Raw genomic sequence first — 25,614 nt, 5'->3', positions numbered from 1 at the left:
AATTTAATGCTGGGTGTCGAAAACTTATCTCTGCAGAAAAATAAGGGAATACGATTCTAAGGAGGAAGCAGCCAGTGCAAAAAATAGAGGTATTGTTGGCGGATGACAACCGGGAATTCACGAATTTGCTTGCGGAATATATTACCGAGCAAGACGATATGATGGTAACGGGAATCGCCTATAATGGCGAGGAAGTGCTAAATATGATCAGTGAATCGAGAAAAATACCGGATGTGCTGATTTTGGACATTATTATGCCGCATCTGGACGGATTGGGCGTTCTCGAAAGACTACGCGAGATGAATCTGTCCCCGCAGCCTAAAATCATTATGCTGACTGCTTTCGGCCAGGAGAACATCACCCAAAGAGCGGTACAACTCGGTGCTTCATACTACATTCTTAAGCCGTTTGACATGGAGGTTCTAGCCAGCCGTATTCGTCAGCTCGTGGGGCAGCAGCATATCACGACAGGCAATATGACGGTATCAACGAACAAATCCAATGTGGTTCCGATGGCGAAAGGGAAAAACCTTGACGCCAATATTACGTCCATCATTCATGAAATCGGCGTTCCGGCCCATATCAAAGGTTACCAATATTTGCGCGAAGCGATTACTATGGTGTACAACAACATCGAAATTCTCGGTGCCATTACCAAAACGCTGTATCCGGCGATCGCCGAAAAGTTCAAAACGACGCCATCCCGGGTCGAGCGGGCGATCCGTCATGCGATCGAGGTGGCCTGGACGCGCGGCAACATCGATTCGATCAGCCATCTGTTCGGTTACACCATCAACATCAGCAAATCGAAGCCGACCAACAGCGAGTTTATCGCGATGGTGGCCGACAAGCTGCGCATTGAGCATAAGGTGTCGTGAAAGGAATAGCATGACCCTAAAGAATACGCCATACTATGACGATGATCATAGTATGGCGTTTTTTATTTGATGAAGATCCATCTGTTCCAAAAAAATTCCGATATCCATTATTTTCATTTTGAAAAGGGTAATGATATATAGATTGAACTAAAATTTTGCAGTTCCTTCGTTCATTCCATATAGTTACAAAGTTTTATCTGGATATCAAGCCTGATTAAATTTACACTTATATTATTATCAAAAATTGGAAACCTTGCTGGGCGAATACGGGAAGGAGTTTAACATTGAAAGCTAAAGGATGGATCATTGCCACCACGGCTGCGATGGTGTTGTCGGCAACGTCAATTATGGTCATGGCGAAACCGGACCCCATCAAAGTGATGCTCAACGGAACCGAGTGGGTGACTGAAACGGCACCCGTTCACATAGATGATGAAATTATGATACCCTTGCAAACCTTCGGAAAGCTTTTTGGCAAACAAGTCACCTATGACAGCCAAAGCAACACGGTTCGAATTGATGACAAGAAACAGGTCCCCTTTGCACAATCCGACGACCAGACGATACAGATCAGCGGAGATGCCAGCGAATCGGGAACCTATGAAAACTTAACGCTGAAGACTCAGACTTTCAGCCGTCACATCCCTGGGTACAATGTGGACAATCCAAGCTATGCTCCAATCATCGATCGAGCCGATTTAACGGGTGACGGCAAGAAGGATATTGTCATCATTTTAACGACAGGATATGGAACCGGCGTTTATACTTCCAATCCGCTCGTATATGCCGAAACAGCGGAACCCATACCTGTAGAGGATGCATATACGGCATTTTTAAAACAGTTCGACAGTAAAGTAACGGACAAGCAAATCGAGCTGGATATTCGCGGCGAGCGGACGATCATCCCTATATCCAAACTGCAGTCCGGCCCTGTAAAGTACCCGCCGGGGATCGGAAGCGTTATGACTTATACCCTTGAGGGGAATACCCTGAAAGCGACTACGGCCGTGCAGGTGTCCCCCGCCGAATTTATCGGCGATTTAACCTTAAGCTACACGTTTAAAAACGGTCTTCTTCAAGCAGGTGATGCTCAATTAGCCTTGTACCCCGAGTACGGTTCGTGATAAGATAACGTTCTGGCAGTTATTACTAACTTGTTAAGGCTACAGCCGTGAAAGGAACGATGATGAAGACATCCAAGATAACCACTTTACTGCTGACAGGCGTCATCACGGCGTTGCTGATCCTGAGCGGATGCAGTCTGGAGATCAACCCGGCGGCACCGGAGAACAACAGCACCCCAGCGAGCACCGGCGGGGGTAACCTTCGGGTTGTTTTTCTTGATGTAGGGCAGGGTGCTTCTCAGCTTATTATTTCCCCTTCCGGTAAAACGATGCTGATTGATGCCGGGAACAATGACAAAGAAGAGCTGATGCTGCAATATATGGAGCAATACGGCATCACCAAGCTCGACACGGTCATCGGAACTCATCCGGATGCCGACCATATCGGCGGACTGGATGCGGTCATTAACCACATTCCGGTGGGCCGCATTTATATGCCGAAAGCACAGGCCAATACGAAAACGTTTGAATCCGTTCTACGTGCCGTAAAAAATGCCAAACTGAAGGTACAAACGGCGAAGGCCGGGATCTCTTGGGATATGGACGATGAGGTTCATGTCGATATGTTGGCGCCCCGCAAAAGTTATGACGACTCGAATAACATGAGCGCCGTGGTGAAAATAACGTACGGCCGCACTTCTTTTTTGTTGACCGGTGACGCGGAGGCGGACAGCGAACGGGATATGCTTGACGCCGGAACGGATCTGCAGGCGGATGTCATGCTGGTGGGGCACCACGGCTCCAAATCGTCGACCACGCTCGCATTTCTCAAACGGGTTCATCCGAAGTATGCGGTCATTCAGGTAGGTGCAGACAATACATACGGCCATCCGAAAAGCGTCATTCTAAACCGGCTGAAGCAGCAGGGCGTCAAGGTATACCGTAACGATCTTCAGGGAACGATTGAAGCGGAGTCGAATGGGCAGAAGGTGACATTCCGAACGGAAAGGTGAGAACGATGACGGGATATGTCGAAGGCTATGAAGGACCGTATTGCCGCATTGAAGTGGACGGTAACATCCAGGCCGTACCCCGTGAACAAGTGGATCCTCAAGTGAAGGCAGGAGACGCGGTGGAACTGAAGGACGGAAAATGGGTGACCGATCCGGCTGCAACCAAACGGCGCACGGACGAAATCAAAAAGCTGATGGACGATGTTTGGGAATCATAAAAAACTCTTCGCCGGATGATGTGCTGATCGATCTTGCTCATCATCCCGAAGAGTTTTTTTGTATGATCAGGCGCTTCCTTTGGCACTGACCTTATGCGGTGGAACAAAACAGCACCGGCACCGCGGCTCGTAATCATCGGAATCCCCGATCATGATTACCGAGCCCAGCGGAGCGGGGTGGCCGTTGACTATCCGTTGTGTGAACACGGCTTCAGGGCTGCCGCATACCGCACAAAAGGCGGTCAGCAGCTGGATGTCGTCGGCCATGGCCAGCAGCCCGCCTATGTAGCCGAATTCTTTTCCGCGATAGTCCAGATTCAGTCCGTCCACGATGACATGCTTTCCGCTGTATGCCAGCTCTTCCACCAGGCCAAGGATCGGCTTGCTGAAGAACTGAACCTCGTCAAAAGCGACCACATCCGCGTCAGCGGTTTCCGCCAAGATTTTGGCGGTGATGTCAGCGGTCAACTGCCGCGGAATGGAGATGGCTGGCAGCCGGTATCCGATCCGGCTGACGATTTCGTCCTTTGCGTAGCGCTGATCCTCCTCGGGCTTGTAAGCCACCAGCTTTTTCCGCCCGTATTGGATCAGTTTTTGGCACCGGCGGATAAGTTCACCCGATTTTTCGCTAAACATGGGTCCCGTAATTACGGTAATCCGTCCTTTATTCACGTTCAGCCTGCTCCTTTCCCGTTAGCATAACCCGTTCATGTTCTATATGATGACAAAACACGAAAAATTGCGACTTTTATAGAGTACCACAATTAAAACGGACATGGCTACAAAAATAAGCGAAAGTGGCGTGCAGGCCTTTGGCCGTGGTATGGTTAATATTAAGAAGGACCGAATGAGCATTTGGAGGAGACGGCATCATGCAGGAAAAAATAGAAGCTTATAAAGCAAGGATCGCTGAACTGACAGCAGAGCTCGGAAAGGATCCGCAAGTGGAAGATCTGGTCAGTAGTCTGCTCGCGGACCTCGAAGAAGCGATTCAGCAAAACCATAAACTGCGGCTCACGCTGCTGAAGTCTTCATCGAAGGAATCACGGATGTCCACGAAGTTGAGAGAGGCGCTGTACGAATAATTTATCCGGTCCGGTTCATGTCTAGTCGCTTGCTGCAGCTTTCGCGGCAAATTGGGATACACCAAATCGCACGATCCGCTATATCCTAAAGTAAGCAGGAATACATTGAAGCGGGGTGATTGGGTGAACCGGTCCACGGATAACAAGAAACGGCGCAAGCCGGCAAAGCCGGTTGTAAAGTACGCCAAAGCCGGCGTGCCCCCGCCGAAATTGAGCCCGCAGCAAATCGCCATCATCGCGGGATTACTGAACAATTTCTTTGTGGTCGAATCTGTGCTTTATAACCGCGATAACGAGCTGAAGGTCGTCTTAACGAGCAGAACGCTGACGAATCTTCCAGTGCTGGGGAATCCGGAGTACGGATTGGTGAAGGAGGATACTGTCCTTAACATAATCGCGAGCGAAACCGATGAGGAGTCGGACCAACAACAAAACCCCGTTCTGAGATAAATCTGCAGTCCGGGGTTCTTTGTTCGATTCCTGGTCTAGGAATCCGGCATTATGAAGATTGTACGGGCGGTTTGGGCTTGCGCTTCTCCTTGAAACGTGGCCCTACATAGTTTCGTTTGCGGTCCCGGAACAGAATCCAGCCGCCGAGAAAGCTCATCCCTGCCACGAACAGGAGCAGGCCGAGCACAAAATGTCCCCACGCAAACGACGGATGGGCGACGCTCGCATCGCCGTGGAGCGAATAATATTCGAATACCGCATCTTTCATAAACAAAAATCCGGTCATTGCCGCCAGTCCCGGAATGACGAGGATCAGGATGGCGATAAAGCGGGAAATAATCAGTTTCATGAAAAATCCCTTCCTGTTGGCCTGTTTTAGTCCACTATATCATAACTCGTCCGGCGAATCTTTGTCTATTTCCGGACATGTGATAACATTTTGTAATGCGGTGAAAACCGAGTACAATATAAAAGCGATGGAGTGCTTCTTACTCCGGGCACAACTTGTCATAAGTTATGCGCCAAATGGTTTCAATATAAACAAGTTAAGATGGGGGATGGACAATGACAATATCATGTGACGTAGCCGTTCTGGGCGGCGGTACCGGCGGTTATGTGGCTGCAATCCGCGCAGCTCAGCTGGGCAAGGAAGTCGTTATTATCGAAGCGGACAAGCTGGGAGGAACGTGCCTGCACCGCGGCTGTATTCCAAGTAAGTCTTTGCTGCGGAGCGCGGAAGTATACGCAGAGATCAAAGAAAGCGAGAGCTACGGCATCGAAACAGCAGGGGCCGCACTCAAATTTCCCAAGGTTCAGGCGCGAAAGGAAGCGATCGTAGATCAGCTGCACCAAGGGGTTCAGTACCTGATGCGCAAAAATAAAATTCAGGTGGTTCATGGAAAAGGGCGAGTCATCGGTCCTTCCATTTTTTCGCCGAAAAGCGGTGCCGTTGCTGTGGAACTTGTGGATGGAGAGATGGAGACGGTGGTTCCGACGCATTTGATTATTGCCACAGGCTCGCGCCCAAGAGTGCTGCCTGGACTTGAACCCGACGGAATACATATTTTGACCAGCGACGAGGCACTACAAATGGAGGAGCTTCCGAAGTCCATCATCATCGTCGGCGGCGGCGTGATCGGTGTCGAATGGGCTTCGATGCTGAACGATTTCGGCGTGGAGGTCACCGTCGTGGAGGCGGCAGGCCAGCTGCTGCCAGCAGAAGATGAAGAGGTAGCCCGTGAGCTTCAGAAGTCGTTTTCGCGCCGGGGCATCAAAATGGTTACCGGAGCCCAGCTGCAGACGGAGACATACGAAGTATCGGATCAGCAGGTGCAGATCGATGTGCGCGTTGGGGAAAAAACCGAACGGCTTCAAGCGGACAAGCTGCTTGTGTCGATCGGCCGCCAGGCGAATGTGGAAAACATCGGTCTGGAGAACACGGATGTTCGGGTGGAGCGCGGTTTTATAGCTGTCAATAAACATTATCAAACCGGCGAATCCCATATTTATGCCATCGGCGACGTCATTGGCGGACTGCAGCTCGCGCATGCGGCAAGCCATGAAGGAATTGCGGCCGTCAACCATTTGGCAGGAGAAGACGTTCACCCGGGGGATGCGGATCTGATTCCAAGGTGCGTGTACACAAGACCCGAAGTGGCCAGCGTCGGCATCACCGAGAAGGAAGCACGCAGCCGCGGATTCGAGGTTAAGGTCGGGAAATTTCCGTTCCAGGCCATTGGGAAGGCATTGGTACAGGGGAGCAAGGAAGGATTCGTAAAAGTAGTAGCTGATCCTAAGACAAACGACATTTTAGGCGTGCAAATGATCGGAGCCCATGCGACCGACCTGATCAGCGAGGCGGCATTGGCCCAGTTTCTGAATGCAACCCCTTGGGAGATCGGACAGATGGTGCATCCGCATCCGACCCTCTCGGAAATTTTGGGCGAGGCGATGCTGGCGGTAGACGGCAAATCCATCGGAATGTAAGACCAAAATTTAGAATCGGTTCTTTTCTTTTCACCGCAGTTATGATTATAATAGGGTTAAGCCAAGTCTTAGTACCAGGTTTTAATAGTAGATCAGGGACAGACTGCAGGCTCTAAAATAAGGAGGTACCTCCCATGAATGATCAGGGTACTGTTCACACGCCACATGAGCATGAACAGCTTGGACTCACCAACGGCCAAGTCATCGACATGTACAGATATATGATGCTCGGGCGCAAATTTGACGAGCGTAACCTGCTGCTGCAGCGGGCTGGCAAGATTAACTTTCACGTATCGGGAATCGGTCAGGAGGCGGCCCAGGTCGCCGCGGCGTTTGCGCTGGATCGGGAAAAGGACTACTTTTTGCCTTATTATCGCGACTATTCACTTGTTTTATCGGTAGGAATGACTCCATACGAGCTGATGCTGTCGGCTTTTGCGAAGGCTGACGATCCGAACAGCGGCGGGCGGCAAATGCCCGGACACTTTGGCAGCAAGCGGCTTCGGATCGTAACGGGCTCAAGCCCCGTCACGACCCAAGTGCCCCACGCCGTAGGTGTAGCTTTGTCCGCCAAGATGAGAAAACAGGATATCGTTTCGTTTGTAACCTTTGGCGAAGGCTCGAGCAATCAAGGGGACTTCCACGAGGGAGCCAACTTTGCGGGCGTTCATAAGCTGCCTGTGATTTTTATGTGCGAAAACAACCAGTATGCCATTTCGGTCCCGCTTCATAAGCAGATCAGCGGCAAAGTCAGCGACCGGGCGCTCGGCTATGGGTTTCCAGGCATCCGAGTGGACGGTAACGATGCGCTCGCGGTCTACAAAGCCGTGAAGGAAGCGCGCGAACGCGCTGTCCGCGGCGAAGGACCTACGCTGATCGAAGCCATGATGTACCGCCTGTCTCCGCACTCCACCTCGGATAACGACTTGGCGTACCGGACCAAAGAAGAAGTAGATGAGAACTGGAAAAAAGACGGCATTGTCCGTTTTAAACAATATTTGATCAGCTGCGGCATTTGGGATGAAGAAAAGGATGCGGACTTGCAAGCGCAGTTGGCTCTTGAGATCAAGGAAGCAACCGAATCGGCCGACAATGCTCCGTTCCCGAAACCCGAGGATACGCTGAAGCATGTGTATGCGGGCGATAGCGAAGAGGGGGTATACTAATGGCCGAAATGGAATATATCGATGCGATTCGTCTGGCAATGAAAGAAGAAATGGAAAAAGACGAAAACGTGTTTGTCCTCGGTGAGGATGTCGGCGTTAAAGGCGGCGTGTTCACGACGACCAAAGGCCTGCAGGACCAGTTCGGCGAGGAGCGGGTCATCGACACGCCGCTGGCGGAATCCGCCATCGCCGGCGTTGCGATCGGCGCAGCCATGGTCGGCATGAAGCCGATCGCGGAAATGCAGTACTCCGACTTCATGCTGCCGGCAACGAACCAAATTATTAGTGAAGCCGCGAAAATCCGCTATCGTTCCAACAACGACTGGAGCTGTCCGGTCGTCGTTCGTGCGCCGATCGGCGGAGGCATTTTCGGGGGATTATACCATTCCCAATGCCCGGAATCGATCTTCTTCGGCACCCCCGGTTTGAAAATCGTAGCGCCTTTTACCGCCTATGATGCGAAAGGACTGCTGAAAGCTGCGATCAACGATCCGGACCCGGTGCTGTTTTTTGAAAATAAAAAATGCTACCGCATGATCAAGGGCGACGTGCCTTTGGACGATTATACTGTACCGATCGGCAAAGCTAACGTGCTGCGCGAGGGGACTGACATCACGGTCATCGGCTACAGCATGCCGCTGCACTTCTGCCTTCAAGCCGCCGAAGAGCTGGATAAAGAAGAAGGCATCTCGGCCCATATTCTGGATCTGCGCTCCCTGCAGCCGCTGGACCGTGACGCCATCATTGAGGCGGTCCGCAAAACCGGCAAGGTGCTGATCGTACACGAGGACAACAAAACGGGCGGTGTGGGCGCCGAAGTGTCCGCTATTATTTCGGAAGAATGCCTGTTCGACCTCGATGCGCCGATCAAGCGGCTGTGTGGTCCGGACGTACCGGCGATGCCGATCAGTCCGCCGATGGAGAAGTTCTTTATGCTGAGCAAGGATAAGGTCAAACAAGCCATGCACGAACTGGCGGTTTATTGAGAATTGCCGTATGAAGGAGTGAAAATATGTCAAATCAAAAGTTTACCGATATGGTGATGCCGCAGCTGGCAGAATCGCTCGTGTCCGCCACCATCGCCAAATGGCTGAAGCAGCCTGGCGATAAGGTGGAACAGTATGAGCCGATCTGTGAGGTCATCACCGATAAGGTCAACGCGGAAATCCCGTCCACCGTGGACGGGATTATGGGAGAATGGGTCGTCGAGGAAGGCCAGACCGTCGCCGTCGGCGAGGTTATCTGCCGCATTGCGGCGGCAGGTGCAGCGGGGGCTCCGGCGGAGGAACGGCCGCAGGCGGAGCCGCGTACTACACCGGCCCCAGTACAGTCTGAAGCCTCTGGAGACCAGTCGATGCGAGGCCGGTATTCTCCAGCGGTGCAAAGCCTGGCAGCCGAGCACGGCGTGAACCTGAGCGCCGTCCAAGGAACGGGCATGGGCGGACGGATTACCCGTAAGGATGTCCTTGCTTATATCGAAAACGGCGGTGCGGCAGCGGAAACCGGCCGGGCTGAGGAAGCTCCGTCGAAGAGAGAGGTTCATTCTCCGTTCGAAGGGCTGCCGCATGCCAATCCTGCGGTCCGTCCGGAGCAGTATATCCCGGTTCCGCCGGCATCCAGCCGGCAGTCAGGTCTGCATATGACTGAGTCGCCGCGTATTCCGGCTGTGGAACTCGAGGACCAGAACGGGCGCGCCGAGACGATGATCGACGTCACCCCGATCCGCAACGCCATTGCGACGAACATGCGCCAAAGTGTGTCGGAAATTCCGCATGCCTGGACAATGATCGAGGTCGACGTAACCAACCTGGTGCTGCTGCGCAACAAATTGAAGGATGAATTTAAGCGCAGAGAGGGCTATAATTTAACCTATCTGGCGTTTCTTCTGAAGGCTGTGGTCAATGCGATCAAGGATTACCCGATCATGAACTCGGTCTGGGCGGTCAACAAGATCATTGTGAAACGGGACATCAACATTTCCCTCGCCGTCGGCACGGAAGACTCCGTCATGACGCCGGTTATTCAACGGGCCGACCAGAAAAACATTGCCGGTCTCGCCCGTGAAATCGAAGAACTGGCGACCAAAACGCGGCAGGGCAAGCTCAAGCTGGAGGATATGCAGGGCGGCACCTTTACGGTGAATAATACCGGGTCGTTCGGTTCGATCCTGTCTTACCCGATTATCAACTACCCGCAGGCGGCCATCCTGACTTTCGAATCGATCGTGAAGCGGCCTGTCGTGATCAACGACATGATCGCCGTCCGTTCGATGGCGAATATCTGTCTGTCGCTGGACCACCGGATTTTGGACGGAGTCATCTGCGGACGCTTCCTGCAGCGCGTGAAGGAAAACGTGGAGGGCTATACGCTGGATACCAAAGTTTATTAATGAAAAGTCTACGAAAAGCTTGGTCATCATCTGAAAGGGCGTGAAGCAGTCATGACAACCAAACTTGAAGTATCCTATACGCCGATGATGGATTATGGTGCGGCCTGGGATTTGCAGAAAAGCATCGTCAGCCGCATAGACCTTGGAGAGCAGCAGGAAACCCTGCTGCTCTTGCAGCATCCACCGACGTATACGATTGGATCGCAGCGGCACCCGGAGCATCTCTTGCTCAGCAAGGAACAGCTGGAGCAGCAGGGCATCGGGCTGTTTGAAATCGACCGCGGCGGCGACATTACCTATCACGGTCCGGGGCAGCTGGTCGGGTATCCGCTGCTGCTGCTGGCGGGCAAGGAAGGACTGGATCTGCACGGCTATTTGCGCAATCTGGAGCAGGTCATTATCAATTACCTTGCGCATTACGGGATCGAGGCAGGCCGCAAGCCCGAATATACGGGTGTCTGGGTAGACGATCTGAAAATTTGCGCTATCGGGGTCAAATTCAACAAGTGCAAACACCAAAGAGGGTTCGTGACCAGCCACGGGTTTGCCTTCAACATTACGTCCGGCATTCAAAACGAAGGTTTTCAGGGAATTATACCGTGCGGAATTCAGGAGTATGGCGTCACGTCGCTTGAGGACTGCATTGGAAAGCCGATCGCGGTCGAGCAGGTGGCGGAGGAGATTGTTCCGTTCTTTACCGAGGTATTCGGATTTGAGGCCGTTTCAGCCCAAGGGGCAGAGGAAAGCCCGCTGAAATCAGCGGGCTATTAAGGACTCGACGAGCCCAAATACGACGGATCCGACCATGGCAATGAGCATGAGGTATACAAAAACGCGAAACCATTTTTTTCGTTGCATAAATAGCTCCTTTATTCATCTTTAATGAAGGCTCGATGTCGAGCCGGGACAACCTATGTACTATTGTAACTTAACGCCGAAGGAGAGGAAAGTCCATTGATTAAACAAGACCGTTTGATACAGGAGTTTATGGAATTGGTTCAGGTGGACAGCGAAACAGGCCATGAAGCGGAGATCGCCGCGCTGCTCAAGCAGAAATTTACGCAGCTTGGACTGGAGGTTGTTGAAGACGACTCCCAGGCCAAAACCGGACATGGCGCCGGCAACCTGATCGTGACCTGGAAGGGGGAAAGCGACGCGGAAGCTCCGAAGCTATTGTTCACCTGCCACATGGATACCGTAGCCCCAGGTAAAGGGATCAAGCCAGTCCTGGGAGAAGACGGTTGGATCCGCAGTGACGGGACGACGATCCTGGGGTCGGACGATAAAGCGGGCCTGGCGGTTCTGCTTGAGACGATCCGCGTGATCCAGGAGCAGCAGCTTCCCCATGGACAGATCCAATTCGTAATTACCGTCGGTGAGGAGTCCGGACTGCTGGGAGCACGTTCGATGGATCCGCAGCATTTGGATGCTGAGCTTGGATTTGCTCTCGATTCCAATGGAGAGGTCGGATCGATTGCCGTTGCGGCACCAACCCAGGCTAAAATCCAAATGAAGATTTTTGGCAAATCGGCGCATGCTGGCGTGAATCCGGAAGACGGAATCAGCGCCATTCAGGTCGCCTCCAAAGCGGTGTCGCGAATGAAGCTGGGCCGGCTCGACCAGGAGACGACAGCCAACATCGGTAAATTTTCCGGCGGCGGAGCGACCAATGTGGTGTGCGATTTTGTCCAGCTTGATGCGGAAGCGCGAAGCATCGTTCAGGAAAAGGTCGATCAGCAGATCGCCCACATGCGGGAAGCGCTCGAAACGACCGTCCGCGAGTTCGGCGCCCAGTGTGAGTTCCGGAGTGAAATCGTGTATCCAGCGTTTAATTTCAACGAAAACGATCCTGTGGTGAGCCTGGCCAAACGTGCAATTGAGCGCCTTGGACTGAGCGGAAGAGTGTTCCGTTCGGGCGGCGGCAGTGACGCCAACATTTTCAACGGGCTCGGAGTTCCTACGGTGAATCTGGCCATCGGCTATGAGGACATACATACGACGAAGGAACGGATCCGCGCGGAGGATATGGTCAAAGCGGCTGAAATGGTGCTCAGCATCATTCAGGAAACCGTCAAATCATAGCTTTAACCCTATACAGCAGGATGAACCTGCACAAACAGGCTGTTCCATGCATGCGGCAAACCGCGCTGGAACAGCTTTTTTGCTGGGCTCATCCTTCTTCACGGGCCAACGACAACGGGTAGGCTACAGGTTAGTGAACATAACGCCGGCGATCCGCGGCAGGATGATTTCTGCGCTGTGCCGGGGTCCATACCGTATGCCAGCTGGTGGATTGGATAATTTGCAGGGCCATGGTGATATTCGTCAAATATTCATCAATTTGAAAATACAGTTCACTTCCGATCACTTGACGTTCCTGTCTGTGATCCAAAGAGCTACGTGTCTCCTCCAGGAAGCAGGAGGCTGCCGCAAACCGTGCCAAGGAGTGGGATGGATCCGTTGCATAGATCGACTCGAACAGCTGCGCTGCTTTGGCGAAGTCACCTTGATCGTACAGCATTTCAGCAGCGATAAAGCAAAGATCGAGCGAGCTCTGGCTTCTCTCGTGTGTCGGAATTCCCTCCAGTTTGTTCAGGAACGTTTTGGCCTGTTCCACATAGCCCTCCCGGTAAAGGGTATAAATCAATTCGCTGGATTCATGGAACGAGGGTTCGGGCTGAAGGGACATCCCAATGTCCACCATGCCGAGCACGATCGCGGACTTGGCTGTTTCCAGCCGGTTAAACCTGGACAATTCGGGCAATCCCCGGCCCTCCTGAAGCGCACGGCAGCACAAATACGCCGCATGGGATGCGGTAACGGAATGGGAAGCGGACTTGACCACGACCTTGTCCGGGTCCATCGTTCGCTGCGTCAGCCGCGCGTGCGCTTCCTTGAATTGATGGGTGTGAATGAGGCACAAAATATAAATGAGTTGAAGAGATTCATTGAACCGTACGTCATTCGTAAAACGGCTTAGGATGCCAAAGGCTTCCTCGTACGCGCCTAGATCCGCCAGCGTTTGGCCGACCTGCAGTTCGGTCGTGTCTGAGAGCGGGACCATTTCCAGAAGGTGCCGGCATATTTCCGCATCTGTCTTTCCGGCGTCGTAGAGCAGAGCCCCCCATTCCGCGAGCGTTTTCCGATGATACTGTCCGAGATTGACCGCCCGGCGGAAAGCTTCTTCGGCTTCCTCGGTACGGCTGCATGCATATAAGAGCCTTCCGTAATCGAGCCATCCCTGCGCTTCGTCAAAGCTTTCAGCATAGGGCAAACTTCCGGAGTTATCATGTGCATGCGTCAGAGCCGTCCGAATGTGCGTCATCGCCTCACTGTTGTGTCCGCGCGATTTGTACCATAATCCCAGCTTAAAATGCAGGGACGGGGAATTCGGGTAGGCTTGCAGCAGCGTCATCAATTCATCTTTGGTCATAATTGTACCCTCCAATATATAGAACAACCTGGTGAGTGAATAGTTGGTGGGAATGCTAAAAAAATGTTTAAAAAGTTAAATCGCTTATCGTTTTCAGATCAAATCCGAAAAACATGGGGATTTCGGGGGATATTAAAGGACAAAGATTCATCCGTCCCTTAATGATCCCGCCGGGAGGAAGCGAGCGATTGCAAAATGTGCTGCAGCGGCGTGTCGGGGCTCCATTCCTTTTGCAATTGGCGGAGCATGATTTTAATCTGCCAGGCCCGTCCTACCATATGGACCGAGTTCGCTGTACGGTAACTTTTCATGAAGGGATCCCTCTTTCCTTGGGGTGAAGTTTGTTATAATAAGACCATATGTGTCAGCATGGCCAAAAATGCTAGGTTTTAACTATAAGAGGTTGTTGAGCACGTACTATAAGGAGGATCATAGAATGAAAGAGTCTTTGCCACATATGATGAAACCGTCCAAACATCTCGAGGAAGAGACCCTGTCCACCGAATCTATTTTTCAGGGAAAGGTCGTATCTTTGCAGATTGACAAGGTCCGGCTTCCCGACGGCAAAACGGCTACACGGGAAATCATCCGCCACCCCGGTGCGGTAGCTGTTCTGGCCATCAAGGATGACCGGATCATTCTGGTCGACCAGTATCGCCAGGCCATGGGACGGTGCGAGCTTGAAATCCCGGCAGGGAAGCTGGAGCCAGGGGAGGACCCGATGGAAGCCGCCAAGCGTGAGCTTGTGGAGGAAACGGGGTATACATGCGGCCGCCTGGAGCTTCTCCATTCCTTCTATACTTCTCCCGGGTTTGCCGATGAAGTGATCCACCTCTACGTGGCACATGATCTTAAAGGGGGCGATGCGGCGCCGGATGAAGACGAGTTCGTGGAGCTGCTGGAATTGACGACGGAAGAGGCGCTGGAGGCGATTTCGCAAGGCCGGATCAGCGACGCCAAGACACTTATGGCGGTGTACGCCTGGAAGTTGAACAAGCTGACGGGTGAATTCCGCGTATGAGCAGTCCGGAACGTGTCAGTCACCAAGAGCTTGCATACGAGTCGGATATGTTGAGCGAATACTTTGCGGATCTGCACATCCATATCGGCAGGACGAACGACGGGCATGCGGTCAAAATCAGCGGCAGCGCTAATCTGACGTTCGCGAACATCGCTAAGGAAGCGTCGGAGCGCAAAGGGATCGAGCTGGTGGGCATTATCGACTGCCACTCGCCGGTCGTCCAGAAGGACATTATCGACTGCCTGGAATCCGGTGAAATGAATGAAGTGCAGGGCGGTGGGATCGCCTACCGGGGAACCACGATTCTTCTGGGCTCGGAAATTGAAATCTATGAACAGGGAAGAGGCGCTGCGCATCTGCTCGTTTATTTTGCGGACCTGTCGACGATTCAGGCCTTTACGGCCTGGATGTCGGAACATATGAAGAACGTAAACCTCAGCTCACAGCGCATTTACGTTTCCGGACGGGAGCTGCAGGCTAAGGTGTACGACATGGGAGGCATCATGATTCCCGCCCACGTGTTCACTCCGCATAAAGGCTTGTACGGCAGCATGACGCCGCGAATGGAGCATGTGCTCGACCCGGGGCTTGTGAGCGGAATCGAGCTTGGGCTGAGCTCCGATTCGGAAATGGCCGGACTGATATCGGAGCTCGATCCGTATACGTTTGTAACCAACTCCGATGCCCATTCCCTGGGTAAAATCGCCCGCGAGTACAACCGGATCCGTTTGGCGGAGCCGACCTTTGCAGAATTCCGCAAGGCGATGGAGAGGGTGGACGGCAGGTGCGTGACAGGGAACTACGGCCTCAATCCGCGTCTGGGCAAGTACCACCGTACCTATTGCCATGGCTGCAGCCGCGTGTTGGACATCGAACATGGGGGCGCAGGCTGCCCGTTCTGCGGCAGCACCAAGCGGGTACAGGGGGTGCTCGACCGGATCCTCGATATCGCCGACCGCAAGGAGCCGTACATGCCTGCCTTCCGGCCGGCATATCATTACCAGGTTCCGCTTGAGTTCATTCCGGGTCTCGGCAAGGCCAAAATGAAGCTGCTGCTGGAGCGGTTCGGTACGGAAATGTCGATTCTCCATCATGCTGCTGAAACAGAAATTGCCGAGGTTGTGGGCACCGATTTGGCGCGGATGATCGTCATGGCCAGAAACGGCAGCCTGAAGCTGACCTCAGGCGGAGGGGGAACTTACGGGAAAGTGGAAGGGACGTCCATGCCCAAGACATAGTTTGGGACTTGCCTTCATACAGTAAGGGTATGCGATTGGAAAGGGGAGAAACTGCATGCGAGCTTTCCGCCATGCCCTGAAAGAACAAAACATCCTGTATATTTTTGTCGCCGTACTGTTTCTGGTTGGAGTCATCTTCGGCGCGCTCATGGTCAATGCTCTTTCCCTTGAACAGCAGCAGGACTTGGGACGGTATTTGGGCAATTTTTTCGTAACCGTTAATCAGGGAGCGGAGGCCGGACAGCCTGCGCACTCCTACTGGGACATCGCCGGGCTGCATTTGAAATGGGTTGGTCTGATTTGGATTCTCGGCCTGTCGGTCATCGGCCTGCCGGGCATTCTGATCCTCGATTTTTTGAAAGGCGTTCTGGTCGGCTTTACGGTTGGCTACCTGGTCGGCCAATTTTCGTGGCACGGTCTGCTGTTTGCGCTGGTGTCGGTAGCTCCGCCGAACCTGCTTATCATTCCGGTGCTGATCGTTTGCAGCGTATCGGCGATCGCCTTTTCGCTTCATATTATTAAAAACCGGGTAATGCTCCAGCGTCCGGGCAACATTACCCGCCCATTTGCATCGTATGTTGGGATGACGCTTGTCATGGGCCTGATCATGCTGGGCATCTCCTCATTTGAAACCTGGGTGACTCCCACGATGATGAGATGGGTGACGCCCATGCTGATCCACGCTCCGGCCATCTCCGGCATGTGAGGCAAAAGCGTTTGACTTTGTTTGGCAACTCCCCATATAATGAGAGAAGCGGTTATAGATAGGTGCAGAGATTTTCCTGTGGGGAGGGAGACAATGGAAGCACGGATCGATAAAATCAAACAACAATTACAATCCCAGGGCTATAAGCTGACACCCCAGCGGGAAGCTACCCTCAGAGTATTATTGGAGAATGAAGAAGACCATCTGAGTGCGGAAGACGTATTTATGCTTGTGAAAGAAAAGGCTCCGGAAATCGGTCTGGCAACCGTGTACCGTACCTTGGAGCTGCTGAGCGAGCTGCATGTCGTCGAGAAGATTAACTTTGGCGACGGTGTAGCCAGATACGATCTACGCACCGATACGGCCAAGCATCACCATCATCATATGATCTGCGTGAAATGCGGGAGCATGGATGAGATCCGCGAGGACTGGCTTGGACCGCTGGAAGAGCGGGTTGAACGGGAATTCAATTTCACCGTCTCGGACCACCGACTTGATTTCCACGGGGTATGCTACCGCTGTAAGGCGAAGGAAGACAACGGCGGCAGCGATGACAAGTAATCATACAACGATTTTATAATATGATCTTGACGATCAAAGCTCTCTGCCCGGCTTGCTGCCGGAAGGGGGCTTTTTTGGTCGGGGCGGCCTGGGGCATACATAAGGACAAACGTTCATATGCTGGATATAGCAAGGATGAACGGGAAGGAGAGGCGTCTCCTTCAAGAATGTGAGGTGCTTCCGGGATGATCATTCCGCTGCGAAAATGGCTGTCCGTGCTCAAGTTTCTGATCGTGTTTGTTTCTTTGGCCTATATGTTCTACCATGTGCTGACCCTGTTCACCGCTTGGATCACGCCGGTGGACCATTACCGCATTCCGGAGGGTCATGCCGTCAAGGCGTTCCAGTCCGGTGACGGGAAGCAGGATGGTGAGCGGATGGGGGACAGGCTCCGTTTTTATTTTTGGTATGGTGAATAATGCCTCCGGCAGGGGACGTCCGCCCTGCTGTCGAAGTAGAACAGGACGAAGATACGTCAATCCAAAATGAAGCCGAAGGAGCTGTTTCACAACATGATGCAGTATGTACAGCCCTTCATTCGGTACATCCGTGAGGAGAAAGGGCTGTCCAGTAACACACTTGAATCGTACACCCGTGATGTCCGTCAGTTTGTGGAATTTGTAGAGGAACGGGGGCTGAACTCGGCGGATCAGGTCAAACGGACGCATATTCAAATGTATTTGAACCTGAAGAAGCAGGAGCGCATGGCCCCGGCGACACTCGCCCGCAAGCTGGTTTCCGTACGGTCTTTTATTCATTATTTGATCCGGGAATCCGTCATTCGGCAGGATCCGAGTCTTGGACTCGACGCTCCCCGGCTGGAGAAGAAGTCTCCGAGAGTTTTGTCCATCGGGGAAGTGAACCGGCTGCTGGAAGCCCCCGATGTTACCGCACCGCAGGGGCTTCGGGACAAAGCCATGTTGGAGCTGCTCTACGGTACCGGTTTGAAAGTATCTGAGCTCATCTCCTTGAACGTGGACGATGTCAATTTGGACATGCATTTCCTCCGCTGCACAAGCAGCGCTGGCAAGGAACGGGTGCTTCCGATCAATGGGATTTCGGCCGGGGCGGTCAAGGAGTATATAACCGGAATGCGGGATCCGCTCGTACGGGAAACCTCCTCGGACGACAAAGCCCTGTTTCTGAACCTGACCGGGAGCCGCCTGACGCGCCAAGGATTCTGGAAGGTGTTGAAAAAATACGCCGCCGATGCGGAGATTGAAGGCGAGATTACGCCGCATACGCTCAGGCATTCATTTGCCGCGCACCTGCTGGAGAACGGAGCCGATCTGCGCTCCGTACAGGAGATGCTGGGGCATGCCGATATGGCGACGACCCAAATGTACACCACAAGTACGAAAAGAACGATGAAGGACGTTTATGAAGAGCACCATCCCCGTGGACGGGATCATTCCAATACCGATTAGGAGAGATTATACGCATGTCAACGACACAGCTGAAGCAAATTCAAGAGGCAGCCGCCTTTATCCAGAGCAAGGGAGGCGTTCAACCGGAAGTGGGCCTCATACTCGGTTCCGGTCTCGGAATACTGGCTGACCTGATCCAGGACAGCATATCCATTGCCTACGAGGATATCCCTCATTTTCCGGTGTCGACGGTGGAAGGCCATGCGGGAGAGCTTCTGCTCGGTACGATTGAAGGACGAAGCGTCGTCTTAATGAAGGGACGCTTCCACATGTATGAGGGTTACGGCCCGGAAGTGACGGCTTTCCCGGTAAGGGTCATGAAAGAACTCGGCGTGAAGAGCCTGCTTGTGACTAATGCGGCCGGCGGCATCAACACGGCTTTCGAGCCGGGAGACCTGATGGTCCTGACCGACCATCTGAATATGACCGGCCGAAATCCGCTCATCGGCGCGAACGACCCGGCGCTTGGCGTCCGCTTCCCCGATATGTCCGAGGCGTACAGCCGGCGGCTCCGTCAGCTCTTGAAGGAGACGGCCGCGTCGAAGAACATTCCGATTCGCGAAGGCGTATATGCCGGCCTGCTCGGACCGACGTACGAAACGCCTGCCGAAATCCGCATGCTGCGTACGCTCGGTGCGGATGCTGTCGGCATGTCGACGGTATCGGAGACGATCGTGGCCCGGCACGCCGGCCTGGAAGTGCTCGGCATTTCCTGCATCAGCAACATGGCGGCGGGCATTCTGGACCAGCCTTTGTCCCATGAAGAGGTCATGGAAACGACCGAGAGAGTCCGTGAGAAGTTCCTCGGCCTGGTGCTTGCGGTCATCCCTCATATGTAATACGTACGGCCGTTTATTCAAAGCAGCCCCCGCAGGAGTGATCCTGCGGGGGCTTTTGCATTTTTCAAAAATAATTCGGCGTAAGCCGCCCCTGGCATGGAATATTTTCCTGTGATCCTGACGAAACTGAAAGACAGTAACCATTTCAATTGAACCATATAGAAATGAACTAAAGAAATGAAAGTTATAGGCCGTATCAGGCCTTAATAACAGGAAGTTCAATGAAAAAGCTTTAGTTCAATCTATACAATAGGTCAGGAGGGGACTTATTTTGAAAAAAACGATACTGGCGCTCGCGCTGTCCTTCGGGCTGTCCACGGTGGCGCTGCCTTATCTGGGGTATGCCGAAGAAGCGCCAAAAGGCGGTCAGGCTCCGGGCGTGGAGCTGGCGGCGAATGCTAGGTCAGCCATCCTTATGGATGCGGATACGGGAACGGTCATTTATGAGAAGAACAGCCATGATAAACTTCCGCCGGCAAGCATTACGAAAATTATGACCATGCTGCTGACCATGGAAGCCATCGACGAGGGCAAGCTGAAAATGACCGATATGGTCCGGACGAGCGAATATGCGGCGTCGATGGGCGGTTCGCAAATATTCCTTGAGCCGGGTGAAGAGATGACGGTCAACGAAATGCTCAAGGGCATCGCAATGGCTTCCGGCAACGATGCCTCGGTGGCGATGGCCGAAAAAATCGCCGGCACGGAGCAGGCCTTTGTCCAAATGATGAACGACAAGGCACAGGAGCTCGGGCTGAAGGATACCCATTTCGTGAACTGTAACGGGCTTCCTGCCGAGAACCATTACTCTTCGGCGCACGATATCGCGGTGATCAGCCGTGAACTGTTGAAGCATTCGGAAATTACGAAATACACCGGTTCCTATCAGGATTATTTGCGAAAAGATTCCGAAAAGCCCTTCTGGCTCGTGAATACGAACAAGCTGGTCCGCTTCTATACAGGGGCCGACGGTCTCAAAACGGGGTATACCTCCGAGGCGAAGTTCTGCCTCTCGGCTACGGCCAAGAACGGCAACCTGAGAGCGATCGCCGTGGTGCTGGGCGAGCCTAACACCAAGACGCGGAACGAAGAAGTGTCCAAAATGTTCGACTATATGTTTGCCCAGTACAGCACGCACACCATTTTCAATCCGGGTGACGTGATGGGTACGGTGAAGGTGAACAAGGGCAATACGAAGGAACTGACCTTGAAGGCCGGACAAACCTACAGCGTTCTGACAAAGAAAAACGCCAAGGCAGCGGACATCCGCCACGAAATGGTCGTTCCGAAGGAGATCAAGGCTCCGGTCCAGCAGGGACAGGTTCTCGGTAAACTGGTCGTCTACGAGGGCGGCAAGGTGCTGAAGGAATTTGAGCTGAAGTCGCCGGAGACGGTGGGCAAGGCCGGATGGTGGAAGCTGTTCAAACGGACGACATCAAAATTGTTTCTTGTAGATTGATAGCGGTTTTCTTCTAGTTTTGTCGTGATGCAGGAATCCGGTTTTACTCCGTAGAAATCGTTGTTCATGACAGGGAGGAGAGTGAGCAAACGTGAATCTGCAAGTGGAAATGGAGCATCACCGCAACATCTTGATTGTGCGCTTATCGGGAGAGCTCGATCACCATACGGCTGACCATGTCCGCATGAAAATGGATGAGACGATCCAGCGCGGACTGACAGACCATCTGGTGCTCAGCCTGAAAAATTTACAGTTCATGGACAGCTCAGGCCTGGGTGTGATCCTCGGAAGGTATAAGCTGATCAAGGCCAAGGGCGGCAAAATGGCGGTGTGCGACGTCAATCCTACCGTCTACCGGCTGCTCGATATGTCCGGCTTGTTCAAAATTATGCCCATTTACGATAACGAGGGTCATGCGCTCTCGGGTCTGGAGGTCGTGTCATGAGTAAAGAAAAGGCCATGGAACGCAATTTCATGACGCTGCAGTTCGCAGCCAAGTCGGAAAACGAATCGTTCGCCCGTGTGACGGTGGCCGCCTTCATTTCACAGCTGGACCCGACCATGGATGAGCTGAGCGACCTGAAAACGGTCGTTTCCGAAGCGGTGACCAACAGCATCATTCACGGGTACGACAGCGATCCCGAGGGGATTGTCACGATCACTGCGGAAATTGTGGGAGATACCGTCACTCTGACCGTGGAGGATCGGGGAAGAGGCATCGAAGACCTGGAGCTTGCCAAGCAGCCCCTGTATACGTCGAAGCCGGAGCTGGAACGGTCGGGTATGGGCTTTACGATCATGGAGAACTTTATGGATGAATTCGAGGTATCCAGCGAGCCCGGTTCCGGAACATCAATCAAGATGAAGAAGAGGATCGAATCTAAGAAAGCTTTGTATAATTAGGGGTTGGGCGCATGGATGCTGAAGTGAAGAAAGGTTCGCAGACTTATTTGGATGATGCCGAAGTCAAACGTCTGATCGCACTCAGCCAGACCGGGGACAGCTTGGCCCGCGATACGCTGGTAAACTGCAACATCCGTCTCGTCTGGTCTGTCGTGCAAAGGTTTATGAACCGGGGGTACGAACCCGAGGATCTGTTCCAGATCGGATGCATCGGCCTGCTGAAATCGGTCGACAAATTCGATTTAAGCTATGACGTCAAGTTTTCCACCTATGCTGTTCCGATGATTATCGGCGAGATCCAACGCTTTCTCCGCGATGACGGAACGCTGAAGGTCAGCCGGTCGCTGAAGGAAATGGCCAACAAGGTACGCAAGAAAAGGGACGAGCTGTCGAAGCACCTGGACCGGCTGCCGACCGTCAAGGAAGTGGCCGAGGAGCTTGGGGTAACGCCAGAGGAAGTTGTGTTCGCCCAAGAGGCCAACAAGCCGCCGACCTCAATCCACGAGACCGTGTTCGAAAATGACGGGGATCCCATTACGCTGATGGACCAGATCGCCGACGAATCCCAGGAACGCTGGTTTGATAAACTGGCGCTGAACGAAGCAATCGATGGCCTGTCGGAGCGGGAAAAGCTGATCGTCTATTTAAGGTACTACCGCGACCAGACCCAATCGGAGGTAGCCACCCGGCTCGGGATATCCCAGGTACAGGTTTCGCGCCTCGAGAAAAAAATACTGCAGCTGATCCGCGATCAGATTGCCCAGTGAACAAGGAACCGTCTTCCGTATGGGAAGGCGGTTCCTTTTTTTGGGCAGCGATGCAAATCGGACTAGAAAGTAGACCTTTTTCCTATACTAACGGTAATTCAGCAGCAAAAGGAGTGATTGGATGTCTGATCACGGATTGCCTACGGTCTACCTGCAGCTGCGCAGCCGCGTACCGATTTCCGCTGGAAGGGTCGTGACCCTCGGCCACATCGCCCGGATTTTATGCGACCCCGAGTGGGAATCTTCGCTCCGCAGCCTGGAGCTGGTTCATCCCCATAAGTGGGATGGAAATTTGTTGTTAATTGACATGATGCACATCATACCGAAGATCCAGGAGCTCATTCCGGGCGTCCGCATTGAGTCGATGGGGAACAAGCACTCCCTGGTGGAAGTGGTAAAAAAGGAGAAGAAACCGTCACTGATCCTATTCATCCTCGTCTGGCTCCTCCTTTTCTTCGGGTCAGCACTGACGATCATGAATTTCCATGCGGACGTGAACATGCAGGAGGTGCAGATCCGTACGGTGGAAATGGTGACCGGCCGCCGGGACGAGCATCCCTACTTGTTCCAGACGGCTTATTCCTTCGGCATCGGGTTTGGCATGGTCGTTTTCTTCAACCATTTATTCAAAAAGAAGTGGAACGAGGAGCCGACCCCGCTGGAAGTGGAAATGTTTCTGTACCAGGAAAATATCGACCAGTACGTCGTTGCCGAGGAATATAAACGGATGAAAACCGCGAACCGTCAGGGGGATTCGTCTTGATTCTGGTCGGCTGGATCATCCAAATACTGCTCGGGATTGCCGGGGGAATTGCGGTTGGCGGCGGCGTTATTGCGCTGTTCATCGTTCTGGACATGATTCCAAGGCTGGCTCAGCTGACTTCATCCTATAATCGGGTTCACTGGTACGAAGGGGCGATGGTAACTGGGTCGCTGGTCGGGACCGTGTTCGACTTTTGGAACTGGAAACTATCCTTGGGACCGCTGGCCGGCCTCTTGATCGGGCTGTTTAACGGGATATTCGTCGGTATGCTGGCCGCCGCGCTCACCGAAGTGCTCAACGTGCTGCCCATTTTGGCTAAAAGGCTGCAGATGACCCGCTACCTGTTCGGTTTTTTGATGGCGATGGTCACGGGAAAAGTGGCGGGTTCCCTGTTTGACTGGTTTGTTTACAGAAAGTAAGGAGGAACGCTTCGTGAGAGATGACAAGGATCAGGAAATCAACGTAGAGGACCCTGCCGGCATTGCGATGATCATGCAGTACGGGGACGAATCGAAAGAGAAGAAGGAAGACGCTTCTCATCCGTCGGAGGAGGGGAAGGAGCCCCGGAGGACGGCGGGCCGGCGTGAAGGCGGCGAAGAACAGGCTGAGGATGAGCATAAGGCAGCGGGTGACGGCGGAGAAGATAAGCGGATGCAGGAAAAACGCGACCAGGAAAGATCCGACACCGTCGAGGAATCCATCATCTATTGGCAGGATAAGGATGAAATTCCGGAAAGCCTGGAGACGACCAAAAACACGCTCAAGGAAGTGGTGGGCCTGGGTTCATCCTTTGACATCGTGTTTCGCGAAATGACCCTCGCCGGCCAGAACACGGGATTGTTCTTCATTAACGGCTTTGCCAAAGACAACATCATGCTGGAAATACTGAAGCGGCTTACCTATTTGTCCGCCGACCAGCTTACTTCGGATGCGCTTAAGTCCTTTTTTGAATTTTACATCCCGCATATTCAGGTCGAGATTGTCGACAAGCTCAGCGCGGCAGTCAATAAAGTACTGATGGGAATGTCCGCACTATTCATCGAGGGAGAACGGGCGTGCATCATTTTAGATACCCGGAATTATCCGGTCCGTAGCCCCGAAGAACCAAGTATTGAACGGGTGGTGCGGGGTGCACGTGACGGGTTCACCGAAACGCTGCTTACCAACATCGCCCTCGTGCGGCGGCGGATCCGCGACCCCGGATTCAAAAGCGAGCTTGTGCAGGTCGGGCGGAGGACGCGGACGGACGTCTGTATTGCTTATATCGACGACATTGTGGATAAGGTTCAAGTAGACTCCATCCGGAAGAAAATCAAAAGTATTGACATCGACGGCCTTCCCCAAGGCGACAAGCAGCTGGAGGAAGTGATCATCAACAAGGGATGGCATCCGTATCCGCTGGTCAGATATTCAGAGAGACCGGACGTGGTCGCTTCGCATATCTTAGAAGGCAGGGTAGTGGTGTTCGTGGACACCTCGCCGAGTGTGATGGTCATGCCGACTACGTTTTTCGACCTGTGCCAGCATGCCGAAGAGAACCGGCAGACGGCATTTATGGGGACCTACCTCAGGTGGGTCCGGTTTCTGGGTATTTTCGCCTCCATGTTTCTGCTTCCGCTCTGGATGCTGCTTGTGATCGATCCGCATCTGAAGCCTCCGGAATTAAATTTCATCGGGCCGCACGATACGGGTAAAATTCCGCTTATCGCCCAGTTTCTGCTGGTTGAGTTCGGCGTCGATCTCCTCCGACTGGCCGCTGTGCATACGCCGACCCCGCTGGCTTCGGCCATGGGCCTCATCGCGGCGATCCTCGTCGGGGATATCGCGGTGAAAACAGGCTTGTTCGTCAATGAGGTCGTCTTGTACATGGCTGTAGCGGCCATCGGCATGTTCGCCACGCCGAGCTATGAGCTGGGGTTAGCCAACCGGATGGTGAGGCTTGTGCTGCTGGTCGCGGTGGCTATTTTCAAAGTGCAGGGATTGGTTGTCGGGACGACGCTGCTGATCCTTCTGCTGACGCTGCACCGGTCTTACAACTCGTCTTATCTATGGCCGTTTATACCGTTTAATGCAAAGGCTCTGTCTGAAGTGCTGCTGCGCTTCCCTGTGCTTGAGAGCAAGAAAAGGCCGTCTTTCAACAAAACGAGGGATAATACGCGGATGGCGAAGAACCCGGACAACCGCGAACAGTCGTAGGAAAACACAAATGTTGTGCAAAAAAATCCATTCATTCTCTTCCCTTGTCTGG

The 25,614-nt window shown here is 53.1% G+C and carries 31 protein-coding genes; 26 read left to right on the top strand and 5 right to left on the bottom strand.

The features are described from left to right. Positions 1-74 precede the first annotated feature (74 nt). From spo0A to GCU45_RS05520, 4 genes are all read left to right on the top strand, one after another. Positions 75-878 (top strand): sporulation transcription factor Spo0A, encoded by an 804-nt coding sequence (spo0A, locus tag GCU45_RS05535; RefSeq protein WP_145947586.1) that lies wholly within the window; start codon positions 75-77, stop codon positions 876-878. A gap of 284 nt (positions 879-1,162) precedes the next feature. Then, positions 1,163-2,002, top strand: coding sequence for a stalk domain-containing protein (locus tag GCU45_RS05530; protein WP_152398331.1), 840 nt, complete (start codon positions 1,163-1,165; stop codon positions 2,000-2,002). A 59-nt stretch (positions 2,003-2,061) separates the two neighbouring features. Further along, a complete protein-coding gene (locus tag GCU45_RS05525) occupies positions 2,062-2,955 on the top strand; it encodes a ComEC/Rec2 family competence protein (RefSeq protein WP_152398330.1) in 894 nt (297 codons plus the stop codon). A gap of 5 nt (positions 2,956-2,960) precedes the next feature. Further along, positions 2,961-3,173 (top strand): DUF3006 domain-containing protein, encoded by a 213-nt coding sequence (locus GCU45_RS05520; RefSeq protein ID WP_152398329.1) that lies wholly within the window; start codon positions 2,961-2,963, stop codon positions 3,171-3,173. A 66-nt stretch (positions 3,174-3,239) separates the two neighbouring features. Here GCU45_RS05520 and GCU45_RS05515 read toward each other — a convergent pair whose 3' ends face one another. Further along, complete coding sequence (locus GCU45_RS05515) at positions 3,240-3,845, bottom strand: thymidine kinase (protein ID WP_084203876.1); 606 nt, start codon at positions 3,843-3,845, stop codon at positions 3,240-3,242. A 200-nt stretch (positions 3,846-4,045) separates the two neighbouring features. Between GCU45_RS05515 and GCU45_RS05510 the strand changes: the two genes are divergently transcribed. Continuing rightward, positions 4,046-4,258 carry a hypothetical protein gene (locus GCU45_RS05510; RefSeq protein ID WP_152398328.1) on the top strand — a complete coding sequence of 71 codons (213 nt, stop codon included), beginning with the start codon at positions 4,046-4,048 and terminating at the stop codon, positions 4,256-4,258. A 105-nt stretch (positions 4,259-4,363) separates the two neighbouring features. Beyond that, on the top strand, positions 4,364-4,708 hold the full coding sequence (locus GCU45_RS05505; RefSeq protein WP_152398327.1) for a hypothetical protein: 345 nt from the start codon (positions 4,364-4,366) through the stop codon (positions 4,706-4,708). Positions 4,709-4,757: 49 nt separating this feature from the next. Here GCU45_RS05505 and GCU45_RS05500 read toward each other — a convergent pair whose 3' ends face one another. Continuing rightward, positions 4,758-5,057 (bottom strand): DUF2627 domain-containing protein, encoded by a 300-nt coding sequence (locus GCU45_RS05500; protein WP_076170032.1) that lies wholly within the window; start codon positions 5,055-5,057, stop codon positions 4,758-4,760. A gap of 215 nt (positions 5,058-5,272) precedes the next feature. Between GCU45_RS05500 and lpdA the strand changes: the two genes are divergently transcribed. From lpdA to lipB, 5 genes are all read left to right on the top strand, one after another. Further along, positions 5,273-6,694 (top strand): dihydrolipoyl dehydrogenase, encoded by a 1,422-nt coding sequence (gene lpdA, locus GCU45_RS05495; protein WP_152398326.1) that lies wholly within the window; start codon positions 5,273-5,275, stop codon positions 6,692-6,694. A gap of 134 nt (positions 6,695-6,828) precedes the next feature. Further along, positions 6,829-7,860 carry a thiamine pyrophosphate-dependent dehydrogenase E1 component subunit alpha gene (locus GCU45_RS05490; RefSeq protein ID WP_152398325.1) on the top strand — a complete coding sequence of 344 codons (1,032 nt, stop codon included), beginning with the start codon at positions 6,829-6,831 and terminating at the stop codon, positions 7,858-7,860. Further along, on the top strand, positions 7,860-8,846 hold the full coding sequence (locus tag GCU45_RS05485) for an alpha-ketoacid dehydrogenase subunit beta (RefSeq protein WP_152398324.1): 987 nt from the start codon (positions 7,860-7,862) through the stop codon (positions 8,844-8,846). Before GCU45_RS05490 ends, GCU45_RS05485 begins: the two co-directional genes overlap by 1 nt. A gap of 26 nt (positions 8,847-8,872) precedes the next feature. Further along, complete coding sequence (locus GCU45_RS05480; RefSeq protein WP_152398323.1) at positions 8,873-10,249, top strand: dihydrolipoamide acetyltransferase family protein; 1,377 nt, start codon at positions 8,873-8,875, stop codon at positions 10,247-10,249. A gap of 51 nt (positions 10,250-10,300) precedes the next feature. Further along, complete coding sequence (gene lipB / locus GCU45_RS05475; RefSeq protein WP_152398322.1) at positions 10,301-11,020, top strand: lipoyl(octanoyl) transferase LipB; 720 nt, start codon at positions 10,301-10,303, stop codon at positions 11,018-11,020. On the opposite strand, the gene prli42 is transcribed toward lipB, so the two are convergent. Then, entirely contained in the window at positions 11,006-11,107 is a 102-nt protein-coding gene (gene prli42, locus GCU45_RS05470; protein WP_105444651.1) for a stressosome-associated protein Prli42, read from the bottom strand. The genes lipB and prli42 overlap by 15 nt on opposite strands. 96 nt (positions 11,108-11,203) lie before the next feature. Between prli42 and GCU45_RS05465 the strand changes: the two genes are divergently transcribed. Then, entirely contained in the window at positions 11,204-12,331 is a 1,128-nt protein-coding gene (locus GCU45_RS05465; protein ID WP_152398321.1) for a tripeptidase T, read from the top strand. Positions 12,332-12,461: 130 nt separating this feature from the next. On the opposite strand, the gene GCU45_RS05460 is transcribed toward GCU45_RS05465, so the two are convergent. Together GCU45_RS05460 and mciZ are read right to left on the bottom strand one after the other, a co-directional pair. Next, a complete protein-coding gene (locus GCU45_RS05460) occupies positions 12,462-13,682 on the bottom strand; it encodes a tetratricopeptide repeat protein (protein WP_152398320.1) in 1,221 nt (406 codons plus the stop codon). A 158-nt stretch (positions 13,683-13,840) separates the two neighbouring features. Then, positions 13,841-13,993, bottom strand: coding sequence for a Z-ring formation inhibitor MciZ (mciZ, locus tag GCU45_RS05455; protein WP_105444653.1), 153 nt, complete (start codon positions 13,991-13,993; stop codon positions 13,841-13,843). 125 nt (positions 13,994-14,118) lie between these two features. Here mciZ and GCU45_RS05450 point away from each other — a divergent pair, with 125 nt between their 5' ends. The 14 genes from GCU45_RS05450 to GCU45_RS05385 all read left to right on the top strand — a co-directional run bounded on the left by GCU45_RS05450 (position 14,119) and on the right by GCU45_RS05385 (position 25,562). After that, positions 14,119-14,703 (top strand): NUDIX domain-containing protein, encoded by a 585-nt coding sequence (locus GCU45_RS05450; RefSeq protein ID WP_244364447.1) that lies wholly within the window; start codon positions 14,119-14,121, stop codon positions 14,701-14,703. Between the two features lie 47 nt (positions 14,704-14,750). Further along, positions 14,751-15,941: an endonuclease Q family protein gene (locus tag GCU45_RS05445; RefSeq protein WP_152402815.1), complete on the top strand. Its 1,191-nt coding sequence runs from the start codon at positions 14,751-14,753 to the stop codon at positions 15,939-15,941. 55 nt (positions 15,942-15,996) lie between these two features. Next, entirely contained in the window at positions 15,997-16,647 is a 651-nt protein-coding gene (gene spoIIM / locus GCU45_RS05440) for a stage II sporulation protein M (protein ID WP_089548079.1), read from the top strand. A gap of 93 nt (positions 16,648-16,740) precedes the next feature. Beyond that, positions 16,741-17,208: a ferric iron uptake transcriptional regulator gene (locus tag GCU45_RS05435; protein WP_076170043.1), complete on the top strand. Its 468-nt coding sequence runs from the start codon at positions 16,741-16,743 to the stop codon at positions 17,206-17,208. A gap of 185 nt (positions 17,209-17,393) precedes the next feature. Then, on the top strand, positions 17,394-17,627 hold the full coding sequence (locus GCU45_RS05430) for a DUF4227 family protein (protein WP_089548078.1): 234 nt from the start codon (positions 17,394-17,396) through the stop codon (positions 17,625-17,627). A 93-nt stretch (positions 17,628-17,720) separates the two neighbouring features. Then, on the top strand, positions 17,721-18,635 hold the full coding sequence (xerD, locus tag GCU45_RS05425) for a site-specific tyrosine recombinase XerD (RefSeq protein WP_152398319.1): 915 nt from the start codon (positions 17,721-17,723) through the stop codon (positions 18,633-18,635). A 14-nt stretch (positions 18,636-18,649) separates the two neighbouring features. After that, entirely contained in the window at positions 18,650-19,474 is an 825-nt protein-coding gene (locus GCU45_RS05420; RefSeq protein WP_152398318.1) for a purine-nucleoside phosphorylase, read from the top strand. 271 nt (positions 19,475-19,745) lie between these two features. Beyond that, positions 19,746-20,933, top strand: coding sequence for a D-alanyl-D-alanine carboxypeptidase family protein (locus GCU45_RS05415; protein WP_116229665.1), 1,188 nt, complete (start codon positions 19,746-19,748; stop codon positions 20,931-20,933). A gap of 91 nt (positions 20,934-21,024) precedes the next feature. Continuing rightward, positions 21,025-21,378: an anti-sigma F factor antagonist gene (gene spoIIAA / locus GCU45_RS05410; RefSeq protein WP_076170047.1), complete on the top strand. Its 354-nt coding sequence runs from the start codon at positions 21,025-21,027 to the stop codon at positions 21,376-21,378. Continuing rightward, on the top strand, positions 21,375-21,836 hold the full coding sequence (gene spoIIAB / locus GCU45_RS05405; RefSeq protein ID WP_076170048.1) for an anti-sigma F factor: 462 nt from the start codon (positions 21,375-21,377) through the stop codon (positions 21,834-21,836). Before spoIIAA ends, spoIIAB begins: the two co-directional genes overlap by 4 nt. An 11-nt stretch (positions 21,837-21,847) precedes the next feature. Next, positions 21,848-22,603, top strand: coding sequence for an RNA polymerase sporulation sigma factor SigF (gene sigF / locus GCU45_RS05400; RefSeq protein ID WP_152398317.1), 756 nt, complete (start codon positions 21,848-21,850; stop codon positions 22,601-22,603). Positions 22,604-22,724: 121 nt separating this feature from the next. Further along, positions 22,725-23,366, top strand: a complete 642-nt coding sequence (locus tag GCU45_RS05395) for a stage V sporulation protein AA (RefSeq protein WP_152398316.1) — start codon at positions 22,725-22,727, stop codon at positions 23,364-23,366. Further along, a complete protein-coding gene (locus GCU45_RS05390) occupies positions 23,363-23,785 on the top strand; it encodes a stage V sporulation protein AB (protein WP_425281267.1) in 423 nt (140 codons plus the stop codon). The genes GCU45_RS05395 and GCU45_RS05390 overlap by 4 nt, the downstream gene beginning before the upstream one ends. Before the next feature lie 73 nt (positions 23,786-23,858). Next, positions 23,859-25,562, top strand: a complete 1,704-nt coding sequence (locus GCU45_RS05385) for a spore germination protein (RefSeq protein ID WP_152402811.1) — start codon at positions 23,859-23,861, stop codon at positions 25,560-25,562. The last annotated feature ends 52 nt before the right edge of the window (positions 25,563-25,614 follow it).

Source organism: Paenibacillus cellulositrophicus (genome assembly GCF_009363095.1).
Taxonomy (GTDB): Bacteria; Bacillota; Bacilli; order Paenibacillales; family Paenibacillaceae; genus Paenibacillus_AQ; species Paenibacillus_AQ favisporus.
The sequence above is the reverse complement of the archived record's forward strand: the minus strand, read 5'-3'. Positions and strand labels throughout refer to the sequence as shown.

What these genes read in the sequence shown, in the direction of transcription:
- GCU45_RS05485 (WP_152398324.1), top strand. Translation starts at nt 7,860, where the DNA reads ATGGCCGAAATGGAATATATCGATGCGATTCGTCTGGCAATGAAAGAA.
- spoIIAB (WP_076170048.1), top strand. Translation starts at nt 21,375, where the DNA reads ATGAGTAAAGAAAAGGCCATGGAACGCAATTTCATGACGCTGCAGTTC.
- GCU45_RS05525 (WP_152398330.1), top strand. Translation starts at nt 2,062, where the DNA reads ATGATGAAGACATCCAAGATAACCACTTTACTGCTGACAGGCGTCATC.
- GCU45_RS05500 (WP_076170032.1), bottom strand. Translation starts at nt 5,057, where the DNA reads ATGAAACTGATTATTTCCCGCTTTATCGCCATCCTGATCCTCGTCATT.
- GCU45_RS05490 (WP_152398325.1), top strand. Translation starts at nt 6,829, where the DNA reads ATGAATGATCAGGGTACTGTTCACACGCCACATGAGCATGAACAGCTT.
- GCU45_RS05480 (WP_152398323.1), top strand. Translation starts at nt 8,873, where the DNA reads ATGTCAAATCAAAAGTTTACCGATATGGTGATGCCGCAGCTGGCAGAA.
- sigF (WP_152398317.1), top strand. Translation starts at nt 21,848, where the DNA reads ATGGATGCTGAAGTGAAGAAAGGTTCGCAGACTTATTTGGATGATGCC.
- GCU45_RS05430 (WP_089548078.1), top strand. Translation starts at nt 17,394, where the DNA reads ATGATCATTCCGCTGCGAAAATGGCTGTCCGTGCTCAAGTTTCTGATC.
- GCU45_RS05395 (WP_152398316.1), top strand. Translation starts at nt 22,725, where the DNA reads ATGTCTGATCACGGATTGCCTACGGTCTACCTGCAGCTGCGCAGCCGC.
- GCU45_RS05520 (WP_152398329.1), top strand. Translation starts at nt 2,961, where the DNA reads ATGACGGGATATGTCGAAGGCTATGAAGGACCGTATTGCCGCATTGAA.
- prli42 (WP_105444651.1), bottom strand. Translation starts at nt 11,107, where the DNA reads ATGCAACGAAAAAAATGGTTTCGCGTTTTTGTATACCTCATGCTCATT.
- GCU45_RS05435 (WP_076170043.1), top strand. Translation starts at nt 16,741, where the DNA reads ATGGAAGCACGGATCGATAAAATCAAACAACAATTACAATCCCAGGGC.
- mciZ (WP_105444653.1), bottom strand. Translation starts at nt 13,993, where the DNA reads ATGAAAAGTTACCGTACAGCGAACTCGGTCCATATGGTAGGACGGGCC.
- GCU45_RS05460 (WP_152398320.1), bottom strand. Translation starts at nt 13,682, where the DNA reads ATGACCAAAGATGAATTGATGACGCTGCTGCAAGCCTACCCGAATTCC.
- GCU45_RS05450 (WP_244364447.1), top strand. Translation starts at nt 14,119, where the DNA reads ATGAAAGAGTCTTTGCCACATATGATGAAACCGTCCAAACATCTCGAG.
- lpdA (WP_152398326.1), top strand. Translation starts at nt 5,273, where the DNA reads ATGACAATATCATGTGACGTAGCCGTTCTGGGCGGCGGTACCGGCGGT.
- GCU45_RS05420 (WP_152398318.1), top strand. Translation starts at nt 18,650, where the DNA reads ATGTCAACGACACAGCTGAAGCAAATTCAAGAGGCAGCCGCCTTTATC.
- spoIIM (WP_089548079.1), top strand. Translation starts at nt 15,997, where the DNA reads ATGCGAGCTTTCCGCCATGCCCTGAAAGAACAAAACATCCTGTATATT.
- GCU45_RS05385 (WP_152402811.1), top strand. Translation starts at nt 23,859, where the DNA reads ATGCAGTACGGGGACGAATCGAAAGAGAAGAAGGAAGACGCTTCTCAT.
- GCU45_RS05445 (WP_152402815.1), top strand. Translation starts at nt 14,751, where the DNA reads ATGTTGAGCGAATACTTTGCGGATCTGCACATCCATATCGGCAGGACG.
- xerD (WP_152398319.1), top strand. Translation starts at nt 17,721, where the DNA reads ATGATGCAGTATGTACAGCCCTTCATTCGGTACATCCGTGAGGAGAAA.
- lipB (WP_152398322.1), top strand. Translation starts at nt 10,301, where the DNA reads ATGACAACCAAACTTGAAGTATCCTATACGCCGATGATGGATTATGGT.
- GCU45_RS05510 (WP_152398328.1), top strand. Translation starts at nt 4,046, where the DNA reads ATGCAGGAAAAAATAGAAGCTTATAAAGCAAGGATCGCTGAACTGACA.